At 44.9% G+C, this 21,664-nt stretch carries 24 protein-coding genes and 1 tRNA gene; 4 read left to right on the top strand and 21 right to left on the bottom strand.

Annotation, left to right across the window (positions count from 1 at the left end):
* Window positions 1-7 precede the first annotated feature (7 nt).
* The 4 genes from Ga0451573_RS01265 to Ga0451573_RS01280 form a co-directional block, all read right to left on the bottom strand.
* Window positions 8-763, bottom strand: a complete 756-nt coding sequence (locus tag Ga0451573_RS01265; protein ID WP_231682051.1) for an ABC transporter permease — start codon at window positions 761-763, stop codon at window positions 8-10.
* Window positions 763-1,509 (bottom strand): ABC transporter ATP-binding protein, encoded by a 747-nt coding sequence (locus Ga0451573_RS01270; protein ID WP_231682052.1) that lies wholly within the window; start codon window positions 1,507-1,509, stop codon window positions 763-765. The genes Ga0451573_RS01265 and Ga0451573_RS01270 overlap by 1 nt, the downstream gene beginning before the upstream one ends.
* A 28-nt stretch (window positions 1,510-1,537) precedes the next feature.
* A complete protein-coding gene (locus Ga0451573_RS01275; protein WP_231682053.1) occupies window positions 1,538-2,506 on the bottom strand; it encodes a MetQ/NlpA family ABC transporter substrate-binding protein in 969 nt (322 codons plus the stop codon).
* Window positions 2,507-2,671: 165 nt separating this feature from the next.
* On the bottom strand, window positions 2,672-2,836 hold the full coding sequence (locus Ga0451573_RS01280) for a Flp family type IVb pilin (protein ID WP_231682054.1): 165 nt from the start codon (window positions 2,834-2,836) through the stop codon (window positions 2,672-2,674).
* A gap of 220 nt (window positions 2,837-3,056) precedes the next feature.
* Between Ga0451573_RS01280 and Ga0451573_RS01285 the strand changes: the two genes are divergently transcribed.
* Window positions 3,057-4,001, top strand: a complete 945-nt coding sequence (locus Ga0451573_RS01285; RefSeq protein WP_231682055.1) for a LysM peptidoglycan-binding domain-containing protein — start codon at window positions 3,057-3,059, stop codon at window positions 3,999-4,001.
* Window positions 4,002-4,278: 277 nt separating this feature from the next.
* Here the strand turns inward: Ga0451573_RS01285 and Ga0451573_RS01290 are convergent, their stop codons facing one another.
* The 6 genes from Ga0451573_RS01290 to Ga0451573_RS01315 form a co-directional block, all read right to left on the bottom strand.
* On the bottom strand, window positions 4,279-4,446 hold the full coding sequence (locus Ga0451573_RS01290; RefSeq protein WP_231682056.1) for a DUF2197 domain-containing protein: 168 nt from the start codon (window positions 4,444-4,446) through the stop codon (window positions 4,279-4,281).
* Between the two features lie 78 nt (window positions 4,447-4,524).
* Entirely contained in the window at window positions 4,525-4,803 is a 279-nt protein-coding gene (locus Ga0451573_RS01295) for a late competence development ComFB family protein (protein ID WP_231682057.1), read from the bottom strand.
* A gap of 109 nt (window positions 4,804-4,912) precedes the next feature.
* Window positions 4,913-5,485: a GDSL-type esterase/lipase family protein gene (locus Ga0451573_RS01300; RefSeq protein WP_231682058.1), complete on the bottom strand. Its 573-nt coding sequence runs from the start codon at window positions 5,483-5,485 to the stop codon at window positions 4,913-4,915.
* Window positions 5,472-5,900 carry a YkvA family protein gene (locus tag Ga0451573_RS01305; protein WP_231682059.1) on the bottom strand — a complete coding sequence of 143 codons (429 nt, stop codon included), beginning with the start codon at window positions 5,898-5,900 and terminating at the stop codon, window positions 5,472-5,474. The genes Ga0451573_RS01300 and Ga0451573_RS01305 overlap by 14 nt, the downstream gene beginning before the upstream one ends.
* Before the next feature lie 276 nt (window positions 5,901-6,176).
* Window positions 6,177-7,112 carry a D-alanine--D-alanine ligase gene (locus Ga0451573_RS01310; protein ID WP_231682060.1) on the bottom strand — a complete coding sequence of 312 codons (936 nt, stop codon included), beginning with the start codon at window positions 7,110-7,112 and terminating at the stop codon, window positions 6,177-6,179.
* The gene (locus tag Ga0451573_RS01315) at window positions 7,109-7,966 is read right to left on the bottom strand and encodes a PHP domain-containing protein (protein ID WP_231682061.1); all 858 of its coding nucleotides are present in this window, start codon (window positions 7,964-7,966) and stop codon (window positions 7,109-7,111) included. The genes Ga0451573_RS01310 and Ga0451573_RS01315 overlap by 4 nt, the downstream gene beginning before the upstream one ends.
* Window positions 7,967-8,116: 150 nt before the next feature.
* Between Ga0451573_RS01315 and Ga0451573_RS01320 the strand changes: the two genes are divergently transcribed.
* Window positions 8,117-8,192: transfer RNA gene (locus tag Ga0451573_RS01320), tRNA-Trp, on the top strand.
* A 40-nt stretch (window positions 8,193-8,232) separates the two neighbouring features.
* Here the strand turns inward: Ga0451573_RS01320 and Ga0451573_RS01325 are convergent.
* Window positions 8,233-8,778 (bottom strand): GNAT family N-acetyltransferase, encoded by a 546-nt coding sequence (locus tag Ga0451573_RS01325; RefSeq protein ID WP_231682062.1) that lies wholly within the window; start codon window positions 8,776-8,778, stop codon window positions 8,233-8,235.
* A gap of 155 nt (window positions 8,779-8,933) precedes the next feature.
* Here Ga0451573_RS01325 and Ga0451573_RS01330 point away from each other — a divergent pair, with 155 nt between their 5' ends.
* Complete coding sequence (locus tag Ga0451573_RS01330; RefSeq protein ID WP_231682063.1) at window positions 8,934-10,487, top strand: putative polysaccharide biosynthesis protein; 1,554 nt, start codon at window positions 8,934-8,936, stop codon at window positions 10,485-10,487.
* A 118-nt stretch (window positions 10,488-10,605) separates the two neighbouring features.
* Here Ga0451573_RS01330 and surE read toward each other — a convergent pair whose 3' ends face one another.
* The 5 genes from surE to Ga0451573_RS01355 form a co-directional block, all read right to left on the bottom strand.
* Complete coding sequence (gene surE, locus Ga0451573_RS01335; protein ID WP_231682064.1) at window positions 10,606-11,376, bottom strand: 5'/3'-nucleotidase SurE; 771 nt, start codon at window positions 11,374-11,376, stop codon at window positions 10,606-10,608.
* 40 nt (window positions 11,377-11,416) lie between these two features.
* Window positions 11,417-11,593, bottom strand: a complete 177-nt coding sequence (locus Ga0451573_RS01340) for a YpmA family protein (protein WP_231682065.1) — start codon at window positions 11,591-11,593, stop codon at window positions 11,417-11,419.
* Between the two features lie 138 nt (window positions 11,594-11,731).
* Window positions 11,732-12,295 carry a GTP cyclohydrolase I FolE gene (gene folE, locus Ga0451573_RS01345; RefSeq protein WP_231682066.1) on the bottom strand — a complete coding sequence of 188 codons (564 nt, stop codon included), beginning with the start codon at window positions 12,293-12,295 and terminating at the stop codon, window positions 11,732-11,734.
* Window positions 12,296-12,308: 13 nt separating this feature from the next.
* The gene (locus Ga0451573_RS01350) at window positions 12,309-13,055 is read right to left on the bottom strand and encodes a 7-carboxy-7-deazaguanine synthase QueE (RefSeq protein ID WP_231682067.1); all 747 of its coding nucleotides are present in this window, start codon (window positions 13,053-13,055) and stop codon (window positions 12,309-12,311) included.
* Window positions 13,056-13,276: 221 nt separating this feature from the next.
* Entirely contained in the window at window positions 13,277-13,921 is a 645-nt protein-coding gene (locus Ga0451573_RS01355; protein WP_231682068.1) for a hypothetical protein, read from the bottom strand.
* 82 nt (window positions 13,922-14,003) lie between these two features.
* Here Ga0451573_RS01355 and Ga0451573_RS01360 point away from each other — a divergent pair, with 82 nt between their 5' ends.
* On the top strand, window positions 14,004-15,083 hold the full coding sequence (locus tag Ga0451573_RS01360) for a GGDEF domain-containing protein (protein WP_231682069.1): 1,080 nt from the start codon (window positions 14,004-14,006) through the stop codon (window positions 15,081-15,083).
* 117 nt (window positions 15,084-15,200) lie between these two features.
* Here Ga0451573_RS01360 and Ga0451573_RS01365 read toward each other — a convergent pair whose 3' ends face one another.
* From Ga0451573_RS01365 to Ga0451573_RS01385, 5 genes are all read right to left on the bottom strand, one after another.
* Window positions 15,201-16,406 carry a tetratricopeptide repeat protein gene (locus Ga0451573_RS01365; protein WP_231682070.1) on the bottom strand — a complete coding sequence of 402 codons (1,206 nt, stop codon included), beginning with the start codon at window positions 16,404-16,406 and terminating at the stop codon, window positions 15,201-15,203.
* Window positions 16,407-16,610: 204 nt separating this feature from the next.
* Window positions 16,611-17,849 (bottom strand): NAD(P)/FAD-dependent oxidoreductase, encoded by a 1,239-nt coding sequence (locus Ga0451573_RS01370; RefSeq protein ID WP_231682071.1) that lies wholly within the window; start codon window positions 17,847-17,849, stop codon window positions 16,611-16,613.
* A 37-nt stretch (window positions 17,850-17,886) separates the two neighbouring features.
* A complete protein-coding gene (cooS, locus tag Ga0451573_RS01375) occupies window positions 17,887-19,752 on the bottom strand; it encodes an anaerobic carbon-monoxide dehydrogenase catalytic subunit (RefSeq protein ID WP_231682072.1) in 1,866 nt (621 codons plus the stop codon).
* On the bottom strand, window positions 19,752-20,252 hold the full coding sequence (locus tag Ga0451573_RS01380; protein WP_231682073.1) for a 4Fe-4S dicluster domain-containing protein: 501 nt from the start codon (window positions 20,250-20,252) through the stop codon (window positions 19,752-19,754). Before Ga0451573_RS01380 ends, cooS begins: the two co-directional genes overlap by 1 nt.
* 214 nt (window positions 20,253-20,466) lie before the next feature.
* The gene (locus Ga0451573_RS01385; RefSeq protein ID WP_231682074.1) at window positions 20,467-21,660 is read right to left on the bottom strand and encodes an ABC transporter substrate-binding protein; all 1,194 of its coding nucleotides are present in this window, start codon (window positions 21,658-21,660) and stop codon (window positions 20,467-20,469) included.
* Window positions 21,661-21,664 lie beyond the last annotated feature (4 nt).

The following is a 21,664-nucleotide window of genomic DNA, read 5'->3' on the forward strand; positions in this document are numbered from 1 at the left end:
CAGGTTTCTATAGGTACTGCCACCTGCACCATTTAGCTTCAAGCATATCCAGAACAATATACAGAATCAGGCCAAGAAAGCTCATCCCGATAATACCGGCAAACATTTGGCTGTACGCAGCCATGCTCCAGGCATCCATGATAAAATAGCCCAGCCCCTCTGTAGTTGCAAATGATTCCACAAAAAACAGGACTGCAATTGCCGTGCCCAGGCTTATCCGCAGTGAAGTCAGTATCTTGGGCAGACATGCCGGCCATACAACATGGTAATAAATCTGCCACTTAGCAGCCCCCAGGGAGGTCATGGAATGGATATTCTGCACCGGTACTCCCTTTGAGGCATCCCTGGTAGTAACCAGAATCTGAAAAAACACAATCAGCCCAATCATGAAAATCTTGGGTAAATTACCCAGCCCCATAAGCAGAAATACTACCGGTAAAAAGACAATTTTGGGAATCGGATAAATAAGATAAACCACCGGCGCAATATACCTGTCCAGTTTTTCTTCCCGTCCCAGAAGCAGTCCCAAGGGAACAGCAAGGAGCATAGCAGTGATAATACTGATGACAACCCTAAAAGCGCTGATATAAAAATGCTTCCAGAGAGTCCCGCTGAAAATCATAAAAAATTCACTCATGGCCTCCAAAGGGGTAGGCAGGATGTTGTTCTTCACGTATATTGCAAGTAAATACCAGAAAACCATGATAACCAGTGTAGCAGCAAATATTTCTATTGTTTTCTTCCAAAGGGAAATTCTTTTCATTATTCTACTACCCCCAAAAGCCGCCGCAGCTTGGAACATAATTGGTGAAACTCCTGCTGCTGCCTGAACCCCGGCATTCCCATCATGGGGTTTGGGATCATCTCCTTAATCATACCGGGACGGTCTGACATGACACAGATTTTTTTTCCCAGAAACACAGCCTCTTCGATGCTGTGGGTTACCAGAACAAGGGTTAATTTATGCTCCCTCCAGATATCCAGAATAAAATGCTGCAAAGTCTCCCTGGTGAGAGCATCAAGTGATGACAGTGGTTCATCCATCAACAGAATTTTGGGTTTTAAAGCCAGAGACCTGGCTATCCCCACCCTTTGCCTCTGACCGCCGCTGAGCTGGGCCGGATAGCTGCTCATAAAATCGGCCAGGCCAAGCTTCTGGAGGATCGGAATTATTATATCCTGCTGTTCTTTTCTGTTATATCCTTTTACCTTTAACCCCAGGCCGGCATTCTCATAGACAGTCTTCCATGGAAACAGCCCGTAATCCTGAAGGATCAAGGCAGTTTCAGACCCGGGACCATCAGGTTCACAGCCATCAATTACCACCCGGCCGGAAGTTGGTTTTAAGAGCCCGGCAATGATAAAAAGAAGGGTGCTCTTACCACATCCCGATGGCCCGATAATTGACATGCTCTCCCCTTTTGCAAGGTTAAAGGTGACATCTTTAAGGGCATCTACCTGATTTTCGGCCTGGTTATAAGTGAGGGAAAGCTCATAAGTATTAATCATCTGCATATCTTCCTTTAGTTTCTGAACACTATATCAGGGATTCGTCAACAAGTTCCTCATAGGTATATGGTTCTTTCAAAAGCTCTTTTTCTACCATCCAATCTACCACACTGAGCACATCTTCACGGGCCGGAACCTGAGGAGAAGAAAATGTAGGCGCTTTATAAGTATCCTTGACAGGTTCAGGTATTTTAGCCTTATCTATCAGCAGAGATCTGTATTTTTCAGGGTTCTGAGTTAGATCCTGCCCTGCGTCGCCATAAATCTGAATCAGCTTCCTGATGGCTTCCTTTTTGGTGTCAACAGATTCTTTACGGAACAGCAGCACAACCTGGGAAACGTTAATCCCGGAAAGGGTATCATCCAAAATCACTTTGGCGCCCTGTTTTTCAGCCAGTGAAGCCAGCGGGTCCGGAAGCAGGGCTGCCTTTACCTGGTTGTTTGACAGCATTTGAACCCTGATAGGCATTTTGGGAATACTTATTTTTTTTATCTGGTCCTTTGCCAGTCCCTCGTTAGCCAGCAATTTATCAGTAACATATTCAATAATGGTGTTTTCTGAGATCGCTATTTCAACTCCGGCCAGGTCTTGAGGACTCTTAAAGTCTGAATCCGGCGAACCCAGCAGGGCAAATCTTCCTTCTTCAGGGGTCACCCCAAGGGTTAGCGAACTTATCCTGACATCGGTGCCTCCTTTTTTCAGGAGACATGCTGCAATAATATCAGCAGCCTCGCCGTCAATCTGACCTGCCTGCATGGCTGCATCCCGTTCAGCAGCGCTGGGAAAAGGAATAAGTTCTACATTAAGCCCAGCCTGTTTAAATTGGTTCTCGGAATCGGCCACAAACAGGGGCAGATTATCCTCTATGAACAGAACACCTATTTTCAGCGGCTGACTGTCAAGCGATGCGGAATCGGTTTCCTCCGGACCACTGCAGCCTATCGCACTGCCAACCGCCAGAAGCAAAACCGCTCCTAAAATCAATATCTTTTTCACCGGTCTCTCCCCTTTTAACATTTATTTGTAGTTTTACAGCTATTTTTATTGCATCTTAATTTTTCGACAGTTCCGGGCAAATACCCTTTGTCTTTTCGCGAAAAAAATATGAGCGGCTGATGAGTTCACTATTAGAGTATACTCATCTGACCGCCCAAATCACCCTTAGTCGGGTATGGCTAGATTTGAATCCGTATAAAGCTGCACCACTCTTTGTCCTGCCAGCAGCAATGCGCCGGCAGCGGCAACTACCAGAAGTCCGAGCACCAGGCCGTACTCTGTCAAACCCTGACCGCTGTTTTCAGTAACAAGTTTTGCCAATAACTTCATTGTCTCCCACCCTTCATGAAAAGCTTAAACCGGTTCGGAAACACAGTTATGATACCTTCTGTTTAAATATCGTTAATACTTCACTATTACTTTAGCATTCTTGGGTTAATACTTCCCGATGCCAAAAAGCAGGAACATTTTTACATCAAGGCAGGTAATATTAATATTTTGTAGAATTCTGTTAAATATTAAAGAACTTATTGTAGAAAAAGGTGGTAATATGTCAACTGCAGAGGTACTGCTTTCAACTGCAATTATTCCTGAACTAACCGGTATCTTTGAAGCCTCTCCTTCATGTGACTGGGGCGGCGTTCTTCTGGGTGAAATCAGTGAAAAAGACGGCATTGTTACTACCATTGTTTATGGCGCAGTCCCGGCAGCTTACAAAAAGTCTTTTCTGGACGAGTTCCGTACTAATTCCCAAATGTGGAAGGAGTTTTACACAGAACGGGACCGGCATTACCCAGACGCCAAAATAGTTGGCTGGTATTATTATTCACCAGCTTCCGGGCAGCCCCCGAAACAAAATATCGATATTCATAAAACATTCTTTGATACTCCCGGTCAGGTGTTTCTTTTCTTGGACCGTAACGGCACACCCCACTGCTATCAGAAAAGTGAATCCGGAGATAGTTTAATTCCGGTTATATCTTCTGAATTTACCGGACAATACAGCCCGGGGGGAAACTGCGATTCTGCCGGGGACTCAAAACCGGAAGCAACATCCAACCTATGTCTGAAAATTGGGCTGAAAAAAGCCGGCCTGTTTTTGGTTTTTTTTGCAATATGCGTTTTAGGACTTATGTATAAAGACCTTACCAACCCCATTGTTGATAGTTCAAGGGCAACTCCCATACCGCCAGTGGAAACAGCTTCCTCCCCCGCTGACACGGCTCTGGTGTCCCCTTCGGAAGACAAATCCGCAGAGCCCGATATAGATATTCCCGCCATCCTGGTATCGGAAAATACTTCTCAACCGGAACCGATTTATTATATCGTACAAAAAGGCGATTCTCTGTGGGTTATTTCTGAAAAGTTCTACGGAACCGGATTCAAATTCTATAAAATTCTGGAGTCAAACAATATTTTTAATCCCAGAAACCTTTATGCCGGGCAGAAGCTTACTATTCAGCCGGAGTCCAAGGGGAGTGACTTACGGCCTTGACCACTCAGCGAATCCACACACAGCAAATAAAATAACGCCCTAGGGCGTTATTTTATTTGCTGCGTGATTTCACTGTTTTCAAGTCGGCCCTGGCAATGACGCTCGCTAAAACTCCGGTAAAAAACGTGGCAATAATTCCAAAAACAACTGCATCCACCCATGAAAGAAACATCTTATTACCCCTCCCCCAAATAATTTATTTACTATAGACAAATTCTATTTAGGATTTTGCAAGAAATTACACTAATATAAACTTATTCGTTATATTTTTAATGAATTACATCGGTTTATGAGGTTTTTGACCCTCTTTGGCCTCGTGAAAGGTCCGGGCCATACAAAGGTTGCAAATATAAACGGCCTTAGGGTTTTTTTGCATCTTTCTGTAATCAACATGTTCCTCGGTAATGCCCTCTTTTCTCCCACACATCATACACTTGACTTGCATTCCTACCCCCCCTTTAAAGTGGCTCTTTTATTATTAATATATCATAATTATACCAAATTGGATACTTCTACAAGCTGCTCAAAAATCATGATGCGGCTCTTTTTGCACCTGAAGCAATGCTTTGGTAATCTCAGTAATCACCTTTATCCTGGTGTCCATGTATGATGCCAGAAGTTTGGAAAACACTTCACCCTTTTGAGATACATAATACTGTGGAGGGAGGTTGTTCAGCGCAATAGCCATTATATCCAAACGACACTGCTCACATTTGCACAAGCCCTCTTTCTTGTCAAGGACTTCATCAAGCACCTCCCTGACTACTTTCTCTGTGTAGTTATGAAGTTCCAGAATAGCCACACCCCTTCCGACCCAGGATCAGTTTCGGATGAAAAAATTTTCACAACCAAAGAAATACGAATTTAGTCATTAGTTAATTATTCAGCAAATATTTTGAAATTCCTGCAAATTATCTAATGACATTTTGGTAAAATTCACTAAAAACGCCCGCCATTGCCCGGTAACCTGCTTTGCTGGGGTGAACCTCATCATTATAACACCCGTAATTTATCTGCCCCGAAAGGTCTGTCATAGCGGGAGAAAAATCCACAACCAAGACCCCGGACGTTTCCGAGTATTCTGTGAGCCACTGACGATATTTTTGCAGATTATTTTCCAGAAACCTGTCAGAACTTGGAATAGGCAGTCCCAACACCGGTCGAATCTCTTTTTCCCAAGCTCCGGCAGTCATCTGTAAAATACTTCTCTTAAATTCCTCCAGGGAAACTCCGATGCTGGCATCATTAGTTCCCGCCATAATAAATACGTGGCTGGGAACGTTAGAAATAACGTCTCTGGCAAAACGACGCCACAAATCCAGGGCCGTCTCTCCGTTAATACCCTTATTAATCATCGGGGTCCCCAGCGCAGTTTCCGCCAAGGCCACCCACGAGTATTCGGGCCCGTAAGGATAACCCCATGTTATACTGTCACCTAAACATACCATTTTATTGGAGTTCACAATCGTTTTATTGGAGTCCATAATCGTTGCCTTCCTTAATTTCACCAGATTGCCTTTTTTGATCCACACACCATTGGGAAAATTCCCCGATGTCTTTTCGGATTGAATTGAATACAAAAGCTATCACTGTTACATCATCAAGAAACCCTAACCCAAGTAGGAAATCGGGAATCATATCAATCGGGTTTACAAAATAAAGAAGCGCTGCCAGCCCTGTGATTATTGTTTTTAAGGGGACTCTTCTGTACTCTCCCCTTGCCCATGCTCCCACCATTTTTATTAACAAATCCATTTCATCACGGACTTTATCGATTTTCCCCTGTTGTTTCTCAGACTTGATTATCGCCCTGTTAATTATCTCTGTTGTCTTTTTGAGGTCACCGGCAAGATTTGCCGCCTTACGTCTGCTCGCTTCGAAACCGGCGGGCTTTTTCAAAATAACATTCTCCTTTCACCAGGCATACTTCATGCCGCTGCATTTTTCCACAAATGTGGGAAAATATAATTTCCTGAAGTAAAAAAAAAGCCTCAAGCTGACGCTTAAGGCAAACACCTTAAATATATAAGGTGAAGGCGGGCTTTTTGATAAAAACAACCACAGTTTGGTAAAAGTAACCAGTATTTACTGCGTGATTTAATTAATTCTACAATAATCTCTAAATTCCTGCAATACATTATAATTTTTTAAATTACACATAGGAACTTAGCCTTTTTAGGTATTTGGGGCCTGGAAGGCGTAGTTAATGAGTCTTTCAATCAAGTCGGGAAAGCTTATCCCGGCCGCTCTGGCAGCGTCAGGAAAAAGGCTCGTAGCAGTCATTCCAGGGCTTGTATTAATTTCCAGGACATAAGGCTCATTATTTTCACTAAGCAGGAAATCAACTCTGGACAAGCCCCTGCACCCAACAGCACGGTAAGCCCTGGCAGCAATTCCCCTGATTTCCTTGTTAATTGCCTCAGGAAGCTCTGCCGCAAAGTGGCTGCTGGCTCCGGTCGTATACTTAGCGTGGTAGTCATATAACCCGGACTGAGACACTATTTCAAGGATGGGAAGCACTACAGGGTCTGAATTACCCATGACAGATACCGTCAGTTCACGGCCTTTAATAAACTGTTCCACAAGAATCTCATTATCATACTTAAGACACTCAACAATGCCTTCTTTTACTTCATCTTCCTGGAACGCAAAGCAGACCCCGATTGAGGAACCCTGACTGGCAGACTTTATCACAACAGGGAGTTTCATTTTATTTAATACAATTTGCGAGATTTCCACAGGCGAGGATCTTTTCCCATCAATTACCAAAAATTCCGGTGTGGGGATATTTTCGTAAATGAAAATTTTTTTGGTCATAATTTTATTCATTGCCAGAGAACACGCCATTACTCCCGGTCCTGTATAGGGTATGCCCAGAATTTCCAAAAGTCCCTGGACACAGCCATCCTCTCCGTATTTGCCATGAAGAGCAATAACTGCAACATCTGGCCCAATCTCCCGCAGTTTTTCACTGAGATCCCTTCCGGCATCAATAAGCACAGTATCAAAGTCTTTGTCTTTTAAGGCATCAAAGATGGACTTCCCGGTATTCAGGGAAACTTCTCTCTCCGTTGACAGACCGCCATACAGTATAGCTACCTTTTTTGTCATATAACACCTCCGAAATTTATTCCAGATATCCCAAAAAGGCTGAGAAATTCTGCGACCTCCGCATAGGGCACTGGGTTTTCACCCAGGATTACCGGTGTTATAGTACCGTGGTAGTCACTTCCCCCGGTTTTCAAAAGTCTGTGCTCCTGGGCTTTTTTATAATATCTGCAGACATATTCGTCTCTGTGTTCATCAAGATAGTAATAAAAAACCTCAACCCCGTCAATTTCTTTTAAGCACAGTTCCTCAACTATCCGGTCATCCCGGATTAATCCGGGATGGGCAAGAATAACAAGCCCTTCAGAGTCCTTGATAAAATTAACTGCTTCCTCAAAAGGATATGCGTAGTCAACATATGCTAGACCACCCCGCTGCAGATACTTTGTCAGAATTTCTATCGCAGCTTTCGGTTCTTTGATATGCCCGGCATTATGCAATGCCCGCATAATATGTCCTTTACTGACAGGGCTGTCAGGATGAGCTATTTGTTTCACATCATCCCAGCATATTTTAAAGCCAAGCTCCCTTAATTTCTCCACTGTTGCCCTGGCACACAGGGTTCTCCGATTGCGAAGCTCCGCAAGTCCCTGCTGCAGAAAGCTGTTATCCGGATCATTAAAGTATCCAAGCAGATGCACCTCTCTGCCCTGATACAGTGTCAGTATCTCAACGGCCGGGATCACCTTAACGCCATATACCACTCCTGCACGGCGTGCGGGATGATATCCTAAGGTACTTTCATGGTCTGCAAGAGCAATCGTTCTAAGACCTGCGTCAAAAGCCATTTTAACTACCGTCACCGGGTCAATGTTGCCATCTGACGCGGTTGTGTGAATATGCAAATCGATACACATTTTTACCTCCATAGAATATTATATTACCGGAAACCTCATTTTTTAAGTATATCATTAAATTTTTATAAAAATCCGCTACAATTTTACAAGACAGAATCAATTGACAAATTAACGCATATCATTTATACTAAATGATGTTCTACGAATCGCAGGGGAGTAGCTCAATTGGTAGAGTAGCGGTCTCCAAAACCGTTGGTTGCAGGTTCGAGTCCTGTCTCCCCTGCCATAAACACGATTTTTACACTGTCAAAGTTACAGTGTTTTTTTTATGTGAAAATCCGGTGTTTACCGAGAAACTCGTCCCTGAGAATTCCCATCAGAATAACATCATAATATCTCCCATTCCTGTATAACCCTTGTCGTTCCAGGCCTTCTATACTGAAACCTATTTTTTCATAAACCTTTTTAGCCCTGACATTATATTCAAAAACTTCGAGTCCAACCCGGTGAAAATCCAATTCAAGAAACAGATGCCTCAGCAGGGTAACCAGTGCATCCGTGCCGTACCCCTGGTTCCACATCCGTTTCTCTCCTATGAGCATCCCCACTTCTGCCTTCCGGTTCTCTTTATCTATAGATCCCAGTGATATAAACCCAATCGAACTGCCTGTCAGTGATTCAATAATCAGCCGTAAGGTATCATATTCACCCAGGCCCTTTTCATATCTCCGGCTCTCAATTTCAAATGTGGTGTTAATCGGCGCTCCCCTGACAAGATCCGCTATTTCCGGGTCGTTTTTCCATTTAACCAGCAGCGGAATATCTGCCCTGGTAATGTTTCTTATCCTGACTTTGTTTCCTGCCAAGTTCATGAAGCGGTATCCTCCTGTTCCTTTGTTGATATTATTATTAGACAATCGTCCACAGATTCCTCTTAATTAGCTGTGGGATAAAGCAATGATAAGACATAATCCAAGCCTGGATTAATAAATATTTAATTAAGCATAAACCATTCCGGAGGTCACCAATGAAAAGGTCGTTCGTACACGGTGCTTTGGTACTAATGGCAGCAGCCACTGTAAACAGGGTAATCGGTTTTATTTATCAGGCAGCTATCTACCGGTTAATCGGGCCTGAAGGTGTGGGCCTGTATAATCTGGTATATCCCGTCTATATCCTGATTATTGTGCTCACAACAGCAGGTATCCCATTGGGGATATCCAAACTGGTCTCAGAAGCGGAAGTCACCGGCAACCGCAGGCTTAGTTACCAGGTGCTCTGGCTCTCTCTTATAATTCTGATAGTATCAGGAGGCTTTTTTACGGTAATTTCCTATATGGCATCACCACTGCTGCTGAAACATGTTTTTGTTAATAAAATGGTATATCCGGTATTCAGGTGCCTGCTCCCGGGAATTTTTATCGTCTCGTTGAGTTCCGCATTTCGCGGTTTCTTCCAGGGCTTGATGGACATGAAGCCACCTGCTGTGAGTCAGGTTGTCGAACAGGTAATCAGGGTTTTTTTTGGAATAAGTCTGGCTGTTTACCTGCTTCCCCGGGGAATCCAGTGGGCAGCAGCCGGAATTGCCGGGGCCGGTGTTATCGGAGAGTTATTCGGTCTAACAGTCCTGATAACCAGCTTTGTGCGCCGTAAGCCATTAAGTATTGTCCTATCCCTGCCAGGGATAACTGCATCATACAATATTTTACGAAAACTCTTTAAAATGTGTACCCCGATAACCCTGGGACGAATTGCCGCAACTCTAATGCTGTCTATTGATTCAATGCTTATTCCCTATGTACTGAGGGAAGCCGGTCATTCGACATCAGCTGCGACAGCAATTTACGGGCAGCTTACAGGTGTTGCTCTGACCTTACTTTCCGTACCCTCGGTTATCACAGTTTCCCTGGCAACAAGCCTGGTTCCCGCAATTTCCGAGGCAGTAGCGCAAAACAGGTGCTATGTGGTCAGTTCCAGAACCAGTGAAGCCATAAGGGTTACACTTCTGGCTGCGGTCCCCTTTGTTTCTGCATTTATGATTCTCCCCGATGCCATAACTCAGGCTATTTTTGGTTCTTCTGAAGCTGGGCAGTTGCTGGCAATCCTTGCTTTTGGAGGACTCTTTGCCTACCTGCAGCAGACGACTACCGGGGTGCTTCAGGGGCTGGGTTACCCTGTAATACCTCTCAGAAATATGATTGTTGCCGGATTCGTCAAGATTCTCGGTATCTACACAATTTCTTCTCGCCCGTCACTTGGGATAAATGCAATAGCTTATTGTTTTGATGTTTTTTTTATTCTGGCTGCCGGACTTAACATCCTGTCACTTTACCGGAAAACGGGTTGTCATATAAACATCAAAAATGACGTCTTCAAGCCTGTTACAGCCGGTCTGCTTACGGCCATGATTTACTCAGGATTATATAAGTTACTGCATCAGGCGCTGGGACTAAACTTCCTGAGTGTGATTGTTTCCCTTGGCTGTGGATTTGTGTTTTACATTTTTGCTGTGGCCTTGATGGGGTCACTGAAAAAAAATGACCTCCGCAAGCTTCCATATATTAATAGACTGATCCGATAATTAACACCGCTCAGACATCAGCTTCTTCAAGCAGCACATCAGCGGCGCACGCCCCATTAAGCAGAAGCCGGGACGGGTACTGCTATAACCCATCCCGGCCCCAAATAATCCGATTAGTTTATAAGATACTGCCTAAATTCCATTCCCTGACCATGTTGATAAAGTCATTGCCTGTTACATCAAAACACAAGGGGGTGACCGATATTTCGCCATTCTTGACCGAGGCGATATCAGTACCCGGTTCAGCCATTATATCCATAACCTCGCCGCCCATCCAGTAATATTCCTTGCCGCGGGGGTCACGTCTCTTTTCAAAAGTATTCTCATAACGCCTCTTACCCAGTCGGGTTACTGCGACTTTGGCAGGTTTTCTGCCATCCTTCAGGGCAGGCACATTTACATTGAGAAGCATTTCATCCGGCAGCCCATTACATACTACAACCTCTACAAGCCGCCGGGTAAACTCTGCCGCAAAATCAAAGTCCGCACTTTCCCACGAAGCCAGTGAGACAGCGATTGAAGGTACATCATTGATTACCCCTTCAAGTGCAGCTGAGACTGTTCCCGAATAAAGCACATCTGTACCCAGATTTGGCCCCAGATTAATTCCGGCCACCACAATATCAGGCCTGCGGGGCAGCAGCGCCTGGATGGCAAGTTTGACACAATCTGAAGGTGTTCCATTGACTGCATAGCCTTTAGAGCTGCTTCCGGAAAACTCAACTTGCTCAGCCCGCAGCGGTTTGTGGATGGTTATCCCCAGGCCGGAAGCGCTTCTCGGTCTGTCCGGTGCCACCACATAAACATCCCCCAGCTGTTCCAGGGTTGTTCTGAGTGCATTGATACCCGGGGCTTGTATGCCGTCATCATTACTAACAAGAATAAGCATAAGTCCCTCCCTATGACTAAAAAAGCAGGCCAAACCTGCTTTATATTTCGTATATATTAATTGTCAGGGTTCCATCTTGATTCTTATTAAGCCCAAACATAACTTTTTTATGCTTCAAGGTCTTATTCAGATAATCAACAACCTTGTACATTTCATTATAACTTTTAAAATGCTTGGAAGCAATAAGCTCCAGCTTATCGGTTTCCTGCTCAGCCATGTTAAACAATCCCCTTCCGAAAATACAGCCTGAAACTATTGTAATCAGTTTTTACCAAGAAATCAAGTGGCCTGTACTCCGCGAATAATAAAACACCGGCAATCCCAATGAACCAAAGGGATGCCGGCATTTCTTTTCTTAGTGTTTCCTTATCAATGAAAAAGCCTCCGCACGGGTAGCCTGACTACTTTTAAACAAACCACGCACCGCTGAAGTAAGAGTCATTGACCCGGGTTTCTTCACACCCCTCATGGTCATACACATGTGTTCCGCTTCAACAACTACCAGCACACCAAGAGCATTAAGGGATTCCATAATCATATCGGCAATAGTACAGGTCAGCCGTTCCTGCAGCTGGGGCCTTTTGGCAATGGTCTCCACAGTACGGGCCAGTTTAGAAAGTCCGGTGATTTTTCCCTTTCTGGGTATATAAGCTACATGTGCCTGTCCAAAGAATGGCAGCAAGTGATGCTCACACATGGAATAGAAAGGGATATCTTTAATGAGCACCATTTCCTCATGGTCTTCAGTGAACATCACCTGCAGGTGCTTGCGCGGATCTTCATACATACCGCAAAATATCTCTTCATACATCCTGGCTACTCTTGAAGGGGTTGCCACCAAACCTTCCCTTTCCGGATCTTCACCGATAGCCTCAAGTATCATACGAACCGCTGTTTCAATTTTTTCCTTGTCAAACATATTTTAGTCCTCCTTACAACTGCCCCATAAATTTGTGCACCTGGGGTATTACTCTGACATCTGAAATATACTGTAGCGCCTTCTCCTGCAATTCCATCAGTGCCACAATGCTCATGGGCCTAACCGGTAACCCTTGATGTGGTGTTACAGGCTGTATAATAAGAGGTATCCTGTGGTCAACCTCTCTTATCAAATTACACGTTTTAATAAGCACTGAGTCTTTTGTCTCTGAAGATACTACAACCTTTACAAAAACTTCTTTCTCTGCACTCTTTTTAAGGAACTCGGCGTGTCTGTCCCATAAATCATCATAACCTGAAGTATCCGGTAGTTTTATGTCCATGCTTATTATGTCAATTACCGGCATAACTTCAGCCAACTCTTCCGGAAGAGTTCCATTGGTTTCCAGATAAATCCTGAATCCCTCGGCTTTCAAAACTGAACCTAACTGGCTAATGAATTCTGGCTGCAGAAGAGGCTCTCCCCCGGTAAGGCTGATACTGTGCACTGCTGCCGCCGAAACAGCGTCGGTGATTATCCCGGCGACAGTATCTGTCTCTGCCGGATTTGGTAAACTGGTAAAACGTCCGCTGCCGGGACTGGTCTCCACGCGGAAGTATTGCCCGAAGGCGCAATCTGTATCACAATAGCGACAACTCAGATTACATCCGGAAAGCCGAATAAAGACCTGTCTGACACCCGTATAGGGTCCTTCACCCTGAATGGAAGTAAAAACCTCGACCAGATTTGCCGCCACCACCGATTATGCTCCTTATCTGCCAGGATATATTTTGAATTGTTATGCAATTCAAAATTCTATTCAGACTATATTCGAGATTTTAACCAAACCTCCTGCTAAATTTCGCGATTTTTTTTTAGTGCTATTTACGGCAGGATAATTAAGAATTATATCGAATACTGTTATATCTATTTAATTTGTTAGTTTTTTCCGGCTAATTTTTTTTGCAGCCTTTTAGTATGTCACAGCTCATTTTCCCTTAATTTGACAAGTTCAAGCTTCTGAAGTTCATTCAAAGAATTCTGCAGTGAAATAAAAGAGCGCTGCGCCTCTGAACTGTTAAAGTCAACCCCATCATTGGATAATACAGAATAACCCTGTGCCAGGCTGTCAAGCTGCTGAGCTGCGGCATTGATTATCTGCAATTCCTCGGTAGTGATGGGGTTACCCTTATCAAGGCTGTCCGAAAGCGGTTTAATTACTGCACTATATATATGGTTCAGTACTATCCTGGTTTGAACGGTGATGTCAAGCATAGGCTGGCTGATGATTTCTTTACGCATCTCTGCCGATATGTTTTCCAACTGGGTAAACCGTTTTAATTCGTACTCTTCGGGAAATACGGCAGCTTCCAGAGCGCCCATCACAGTCCCGAGGTATTTGGGGTTATCGGGGTTGACAATGTATTTGTTTAAGGCTCCGCGGATTATGGAAATCCTGGTATAGTCTTCAGCATAAGCGCTTTGCAGACTTTTCCGGGCATCATTTTTGAGAAATCCACTGCTATCGGCCGCAGGTTTATCTCCAGTACCGCAACCGGGCAGCAGGATGATTAATAAGGCAAAGACAAACAATATAGCAATAACTCTGCTCTTCTTTTTCAACATTTGTGCAACCCCCTTTTTTATACTTTTTCTCGAAATTATTGGTTTTTCCTCTTTTGAATCTAACCGGTTAAGGCGGTGTCTTATGGAAAACCTTAACAGTGGCGCTAACGAACTATTCATCTGCAAAGCACGCTGGTTGACCATATTTGGTTTCCCGGTACTTTTTTGGCTTTATAGCGGCAGGATTTCTACCGGGCTCCTTTTTGTTTCAGTTATTTTTATCTTTTACAACTACCTGATAAGTTTTTACCATGAAAAACTTTCTCTCAACCGGTATTCTCTCTTTCTGTCTATAATAGACTCGCTTTACCTGATTTATATCTTCACCCTGACATTTAATGAATCGGGAGGACTTCCCCAGGTATTCTATTTTCTCATGCTGGTTATGGGTATCAGGCACGGAATTTCCAAATACCCTCTGATTGTTTTGATTAACATACTGCTTTACCTCTGCACCTCTGTGGTAGGCTTTGTTTACCATAAAATTACTTTGAGCCCGGAATTACTCTTAATTCAGCTGACTTTTACTGCATGCTTTGGGATTTTAAGTTCATTCATCTTCAAGCGAACTTACCAGCAGCAGTTGGAAAAAGAAGAATTAATAGCAGAGCTGCAGTCGGCCTACCAGCAGTTGTGCATCTATAACGCTCAAGTTGAGGAACTGGCCAATACAGACCCGCTTACAGGTTTATACAACTACCGCTTTTTCACCCAGCGCCTGGACAAGGAAATTGACCTTTCTAAAAGGTTTAACAGGCCTTTATCACTTATTATAATTGATATTGACCATTTTAAGGATTTTAATGATACCTATGGTCACCCTTCTGGAGACATTGCCTTAAAAGAGGTAACTCTGATTTTTAAAAACAATATCCGGGATAAAGATGTATTATGCCGTTACGGTGGCGAGGAGTTTCTTATCCTTCTTCCCTCAACGGGGATTGAGGAGGCATACACCTGTGCAGAACGAATCAGGATATCAGTGGAGCAGCATTGTCTAAATGTCCCCGATACTGCTAACTCTGTTAATATTACTATCAGTGGAGGTGTCGCCTGCTTCCCCATTGATGCCAACAATGGGGAACAGCTGCTCAGGATTGCCGATGAAGTCCTGTATACTGCCAAGCACAAAGGGCGCAACAAGATACACCGGCGGAGATGATTCTTTTCACCGCAGCAAAAAAAGTTACCCGTCACACTGGTATTCCAGGTGACCGGTAACTTTTTTTTGCTGAGTCGGAATAGTATAAGGCTATTTGTTGCCACATATAACATCAGTTCAGTGCAGTCCGAGAGACCTGTTAAAACAGTAAACCGCATCGTCATCATTTCCAATCTGCTCCATTAATGAAGCCTTGAAGCCCCATGCTTCACGATTATCCGGGTCATACTTTATAATCCGGTCATAACAGGCTTGCGCTTCCTGATATCTTTTGAGTTTAATCATACATCCGCCCTTGTTTAAACTAAGCATACTGTTTTTGGGGTCGGTTTTCAAGCCGGCATTATATACTGCCAGAGCCTCTAAATGTCTTCCCATAGCTTCAAGACACAAGGCTTTATTGTTTAGCAGGGTGACATCATTGGGGTATTTTCCCAAAGCCGTATCAAAACATTTTATGGCTTCTGCATGCCTTCCGGCCTGACAGAGACAGGTGCCCTTGTTGCTCAGCAGTGTCAGGTCACTGGGGCTCCATTCCAGGGCTAAGTCATAACAAAGCAGTGATTTTTCATGATCCCCCAACTGGGCCAGGGAAAATCCCTTGTTATTCAGGAGTTCAACATTAATCAGCTTAAGCTCCTCTGCTTTTTCGTAGCACTTTAGCGCCTTTTTATGCTCGCCCAGGTTGCTGAAACACAATCCCATGTTCACGTATACTGCCGGATTACCGGGTTGAATTTCGGCAGATCTTTTAAATCGTTCCAGCGCATCCTCATATTCACCGTCGGAACAGAGGCAAAGACCATAGTGGAGCAGAGCTTCCGTATTTTCCGGGTCAAAATCCAGAGCCTGACGGAAACAGGACTTGGCTTCTTTGCTCAAATCGTTTTGGTAATAGTACTTGCCTTTGGCAATCATAGCTTCAACTGAGTTAGGCATATTTACCAATTGGCAGCTAATGGCATCTGTATCAATAACCTCCGGAACACCATTCACTCCCCCTGCCTCTACCCAGAAAACCGGGGCCTCATTTATGCCTGAGTCTGCAGCTTTGCGAAATGACTCCCCGGCTTCCTTCACCAGACCTTTCCGGTACTGTAGGTGGCCTATTCTGAAATGCAAATTTCCCTTCTGAGATGAGGTGTTAACAGCCTTTTCGTAATAATGAAGCGCCTTGTCCTCCTGTTTTGTTATCTCATAGAACCACCCGGTCAGTGAATAAACACTGGTGACGGTAAACAACTGCCTGAACAGCCTTTTCAGAGAATCAAATACCTGCTTAGCATTAGAAACCCTTTGATACTGGAAAACCATATTACTCATTTCAGACCTCTCCTTTAATTTTTGTCTTTAACTTGTTTCCCTCAGTATTCATAATAAGGGTTTCAATTTGTTAAATTCCTTTCCCTGCTAGAAAGAGTAAGAATCGTACGTCAAATACCATCACAAAATGACAACGAAAATCCCCGAAAAAATGCGAACATTTCCGGGGATTTCCAGTTTAAATTTATGCAGTTTTCAGGCTTCTTAGTGATTCGGACCTGTAAGGGCAGTATAAGAAAAATCTCCTCGCAAAAGTTTAGCCTTTTGTGTCGGTGAGATGGTTTCATGTCTCAGTAAAGATGTTAAAACACCGGATTTTTCGGTTTTTCCCAACAAAATAAATCCTGCTAATTTTTCATTCCGGAATACAAGTTTTTCATATGTCGAATTATTATCAGAAACATAAAATGATTCATAGTCAGGAAGTTCGGAATTGGCAATTCCCGCACAAACCAACGGGATACCGCCTATATTAAGGGAATTCATATTGGCGCTGCCGCGGTACGGCGCTTTCCTTCCTGCCATATTCAGGGCGGCAAAACGCCCCTGCTCAACGGCATTGGGCCACAGTGGATTCCATACCGGCGCATTTCTGACAACATCGTAAGCCTGGACCACATCCCCTGCCGCATATATTCCCGGAATACTTGTTTCCATGTATTCATCAACCAGAAGCCCGTTTTCTGCGGCAACCGCCGTTTCCCCGAAGAATTTTAATTCCGGTTTCACACCGGCGGCAACCAAAGCCATATCTGCCTCAAGGCTTGTACCGTCAGACAGGATAACACCATTGAGTCTGCCTTCGGTGTCACGATTCACCTCGTTAAAGGATTTCCCCAGGTAAAATCGGATACCGGTTTCGGCCAACCTGTCCTGAATCATTCCGGCAGCCCTGCTGTCAAGAAATCCCGCCAGAATATGTGGTGCAATCCCCACCAGACTAACTCGCATCCCCCGTTTATTCAGGGCTATTGCTGCAGTTACCGCCACCAGTCCGTCCCCAAGAATAGCGACAGCTTTACTCTCTGTTATTTCAGCAATGATGCTGTCTGCATCTGCAATTGTTCTCAGAGTATATACTCCCTGCCCTATTATTCCTTTAATATCCGGGATTACCGGTGATGCTCCGGAGGCCGCCAGAAGCCTGTCATAGGAAATAACCGCAGAATCTGATAAGGTCATGTGTTTTTGCTCCGCATCCAGCCCTACAGCCTCTGTTGCGGCTATAAAGCGCACTCCCAAGGCCTTTAACTGCTCACTGGTTCTGATGAAAACCGCATCCCTGTTGATTTGTCCTGAAATATAATAAGTTACCAGGCAGCGGGAATAGGCGATATCCTTTTCCCTGGAAACCACAGTAATTTCCGCATCAGGTTCAAGGCGGACCAAGGTCTCGGCCGCGCTTATCCCGGCTGCACTGGCTCCTATAATAACATAATGCACGGTTACACCCCCGTAAGATACCAAGTTCTGGATTACTCTAAATTCCCAGCGCTGCCCTCTTCTTTTGGATATGCTGCAGTGCCAAGCCTGCGGCTGCCACCGGGTCTGTCTCAACAGCAAAGGCTGCTCCGACCACGTCTTCAGCTCCCTTAGTCAGCAGTTGAACCACATTCGGGCTTCCCAGAACGGGAGGTACGGTCCCCAGGATGGTATAGATTCCCGAACCAACCACATAGGCGCCAATGGAAACGGCTTTTTCAGACATCCATTCGGGAGCAGCCCCGGCCAGCGGCAGATCACTGATATCCACACCAAGGGCATTAGCCATGGCAGCAGCCACCGTAAGAATACGGCTGATATCCACACAAGACCCCATATGCAGCACAGGAGGGACTCCCAGGCTTTCACAGACACTGCGAAGCCCGTGTCCCGCTTCCCCGGCAGCTTCAGGCAGGAGTAAACCCTGTTTGGCACAGGCAATCATAGCACACCCGGTACCTACCACCAGAATATCGTTTTTAATCAGTTCCCTGACAAACGTAATATGCCCTGAGTCCTGCTTAACTTTCGGATTATTGCACCCGACAACCCCCACTATCCCTTTAATGGCGCCGGACTTAACGGCATCAAGAAGAGGATTCAGGGAACCTCCCAAAGCAGCAAGAATGGCCTCAACGCTGAAACCCGCCATGTATTCCATTTTGTCATTTGGAATACTGACTTTCTCCGGCCTGCGGTTTTTAAAGTTGTCCACTGCTGTGAGGACAATTTTTTTGGCTGTTTCCAGGGCATTGTGCTCTTCAAAGGGAATATGCTCAGCGCCGGGGAATTTTGCTTTTGGTGAAGTTGAAATAATCCTGGTATGATAGCAGCCGGCGACCTGGGTCAAGGCAGGCATGATACACTGGACATCAACTATCATGGCTTCCACAGCTCCAGTGATAATAGCCAGTTCCTGCTGCAGGAAATTCCCGGCAACAGGGACACCGTGGCGCATCAGAATCTCGTTTCCGGTGCAGCAGATGCCGCATACATTGATTCCTTTTGCCCCCAGCTTGGCGGCTTCAGCCAGGATCTGCTCATCACGGGCTGCAAAAACAATCATATCAGAAAGTGTCGGCTCATGACCATGGAGAATTATATTAACATAGTCTTCCTTAAGTACCCCCAGATTTGAAGACCCTCTAACCGGCTTGGGAACTCCGAACAGGACATCGGAAAGCTCAGTGGCAATATGGGAACCGCCCCACCCGTCACCCAGGGAGGTCCGCAGTCCATGCAAAACCAGGTTGACATAATCATTGTCTACTCCAATATGAGTTCTGTGCAGGCATTCAACAATTTCCCTGTCAATACCTCTGGGCAGGATATCAAGTTTTTCCCAGAGCTGTCTCCTCTTTTCCGGAGCCCGGTTGATAAACTGAAGCTTCCCTTTGGTACTGCCAAACTCCTCCAGAATTGCTCCGGCCAGATCAAGCGCTATTTTATTGTTTTCTCTTCCCTCAGTTCCAATCCCGAACTCGCCGGCAAGTGCCTTCAGCTTAGCTTCGTCTTTGATGGTGTAGTCTGCAGCATCACCGGCGGCGGCCGCATAAAACGTATTTGCTATGTCCCGGCCATGATCCGAATGTGCTGCCGCTCCGGCAGCTATAGCCCGCAGGAGATTCCTGGCTACAATAGTATCTGCAGTCGCCCCACAGACACCCCTGTCAGGGCCGTCTCCAAAAGGGTCAATCCGGCAAGGACCCATATTGCAGTTGCGGCAGCAAATTCCCAACAGGCCGAACCCGCACTGCGGCTCCTGTGCCTTAAGCCGGTCCCAGACTGTCTCAATTCCTTCCTTTTCAGCCTTGCCCAGCATCTGTTGTGATGCCCGGTCAATGGTTATCTCATCAAACTTCATTACTTACCCTCCTCCAAGAACCGAAAATTTGTCAGGTACTGGTTTCTTTTATCCCTACTGAAAGCATCTATTTCAATGAATTTTATCGCTTTTGTAGGACACGCCTGTACACATGCAGGAACATCCTCATTAATACAGCGGTCACATTTTATGGCTGTGTTTTCTTCCCTTTGCTGCAAAATTGCTCCAAAGGGACATACCATGACACACATCCAGCAGCCCACACACCTGTCAGGGTTTACTTGCACAGTCTGTGTTTCCGCATCCCTGAACATGGCGCCTGACATACAGGCATCGATACACCTGGCATCCTCACAGTGCCGGCACTGCAGCGGAAAAGTTATCTTATCGCCAGTTTCAACACAGACCCGCCTTTTAGGCTTTTCCCCCTCAAATAACGCGCCTACAAGGCTTTTTGATTCTGAATGGGCAACTGCACAGGCAAGTTCACAGGATTTACACCCCAAACACCTGCTGATATCAATCATGACCTGCTTCATTCCTCCACCTCCTTTCTTCAAGATATCCCAGAAGTGTATATGAATTTTATGTTATTTTATATGTTATTTTCTGGCTTTTACCACTAATTTTCGCCACTTTTCAGAATTATCCTGCATAACATTTTCAATAATTAAAGGGACCGCCCCTCAGTCATTTAAGACTTTCGGGTCAGCCCCATGCTTCACTTCACTTCGCTCCGCTCGTGGTACAATATTATTCAGCCTTTACGGGCTTCTTGCCCATTTCCTGCAAAACCTCATTTAACAAATCAACCTGCACAAATTCATTTAAGGGTAAATCTTTAAAATGACCTTCCTTGCTCATATATTCATGCAACCCGGCAGCATAATTCATGCCGGGATCATAGCTAACCGCCGCCTCCTGCCAGGACTTTTCAAATTTATCCAAAGTATTTTGCTTTTCCAGGTCTTCTTTGGCAGCCCCTTTATCAGCAAACCATTTAATACGCAGTTCCCTGTTCAATGCAGGAAGTTCATCCCGTTGTTCCATGGCCTTGTCTGTTGACATTACATGAGCCTGCAAAAAGGCTTTAACCAAATCGGGGTTATTATTAATCAGCTCTTTTTGTGCCGCCAGCCAGACCCGGGGCTGAATTTCGCCGAACAAGCCATCCGGGTTAAGTGAAAAGACATGACTGCCTGACACCTTACTCAAAGCTGTGGGAAGGTTATTGGCATTATCAAAGTTAACAATAGCGGCATATTCCCCGTCTGCATAATTCTGCCAGAGGTTACTGATTATGTTGTCCCAGACCACTTCTACAGTACCTCCATATGTACTGGTCCCCAGCCCCACACCTGCTAAAACCCTGTTCAGTTGAAAATCATCGGCATACCTAAGATTTGCTATCCCCACTTTTTTCCCATCCAGATCTTTAAGAGATTTTATTTCGGGCCTTGCAACAAGATTTACGTCATTGGACTGGACGCTTCCGGCAATAACCGTATATTTGTCACTACCGCCGTACTTTGATTTTCCGGTGTTATAAGTTGTAAAAGCGGTATGAGGAATATAAATGAATTCCGGAGCCCCTTTTTTCCTGTCCAACATGGGATATACTTCCTGAAGGCCGTGGGCATCGATGAATTCAACCCTTTTTCCTATCTTCTCCATTTCCTCAGCAAAGATTGGGTACTTCTGATTAATAAAAACCTGGGCTGAGCCATTGGTCATGGCTACATAGGCAATGCTCAGCAAATCTTTGTCTTTGATAACATCCCGGCCAATTTCAGCATTTGTCTCAACTTCTACAACTTCCGGCTGGGTCCCCTGGGTTTCCGGACTGCCGGGCCCACTTTGGGTTCCCGATTCGTTTTTACTGCCGCATCCAACGGCGCCAATGGCAATCACCAGGATTAAAATCATTACTAAACTTTTCTTATACAAGAGT

Origin of the sequence: Phosphitispora fastidiosa (assembly GCF_019008365.1) — a bacterium.
GTDB classification, from domain to species: Bacteria; Bacillota; Thermincolia; order Thermincolales; family UBA2595; genus Phosphitispora; species Phosphitispora fastidiosa.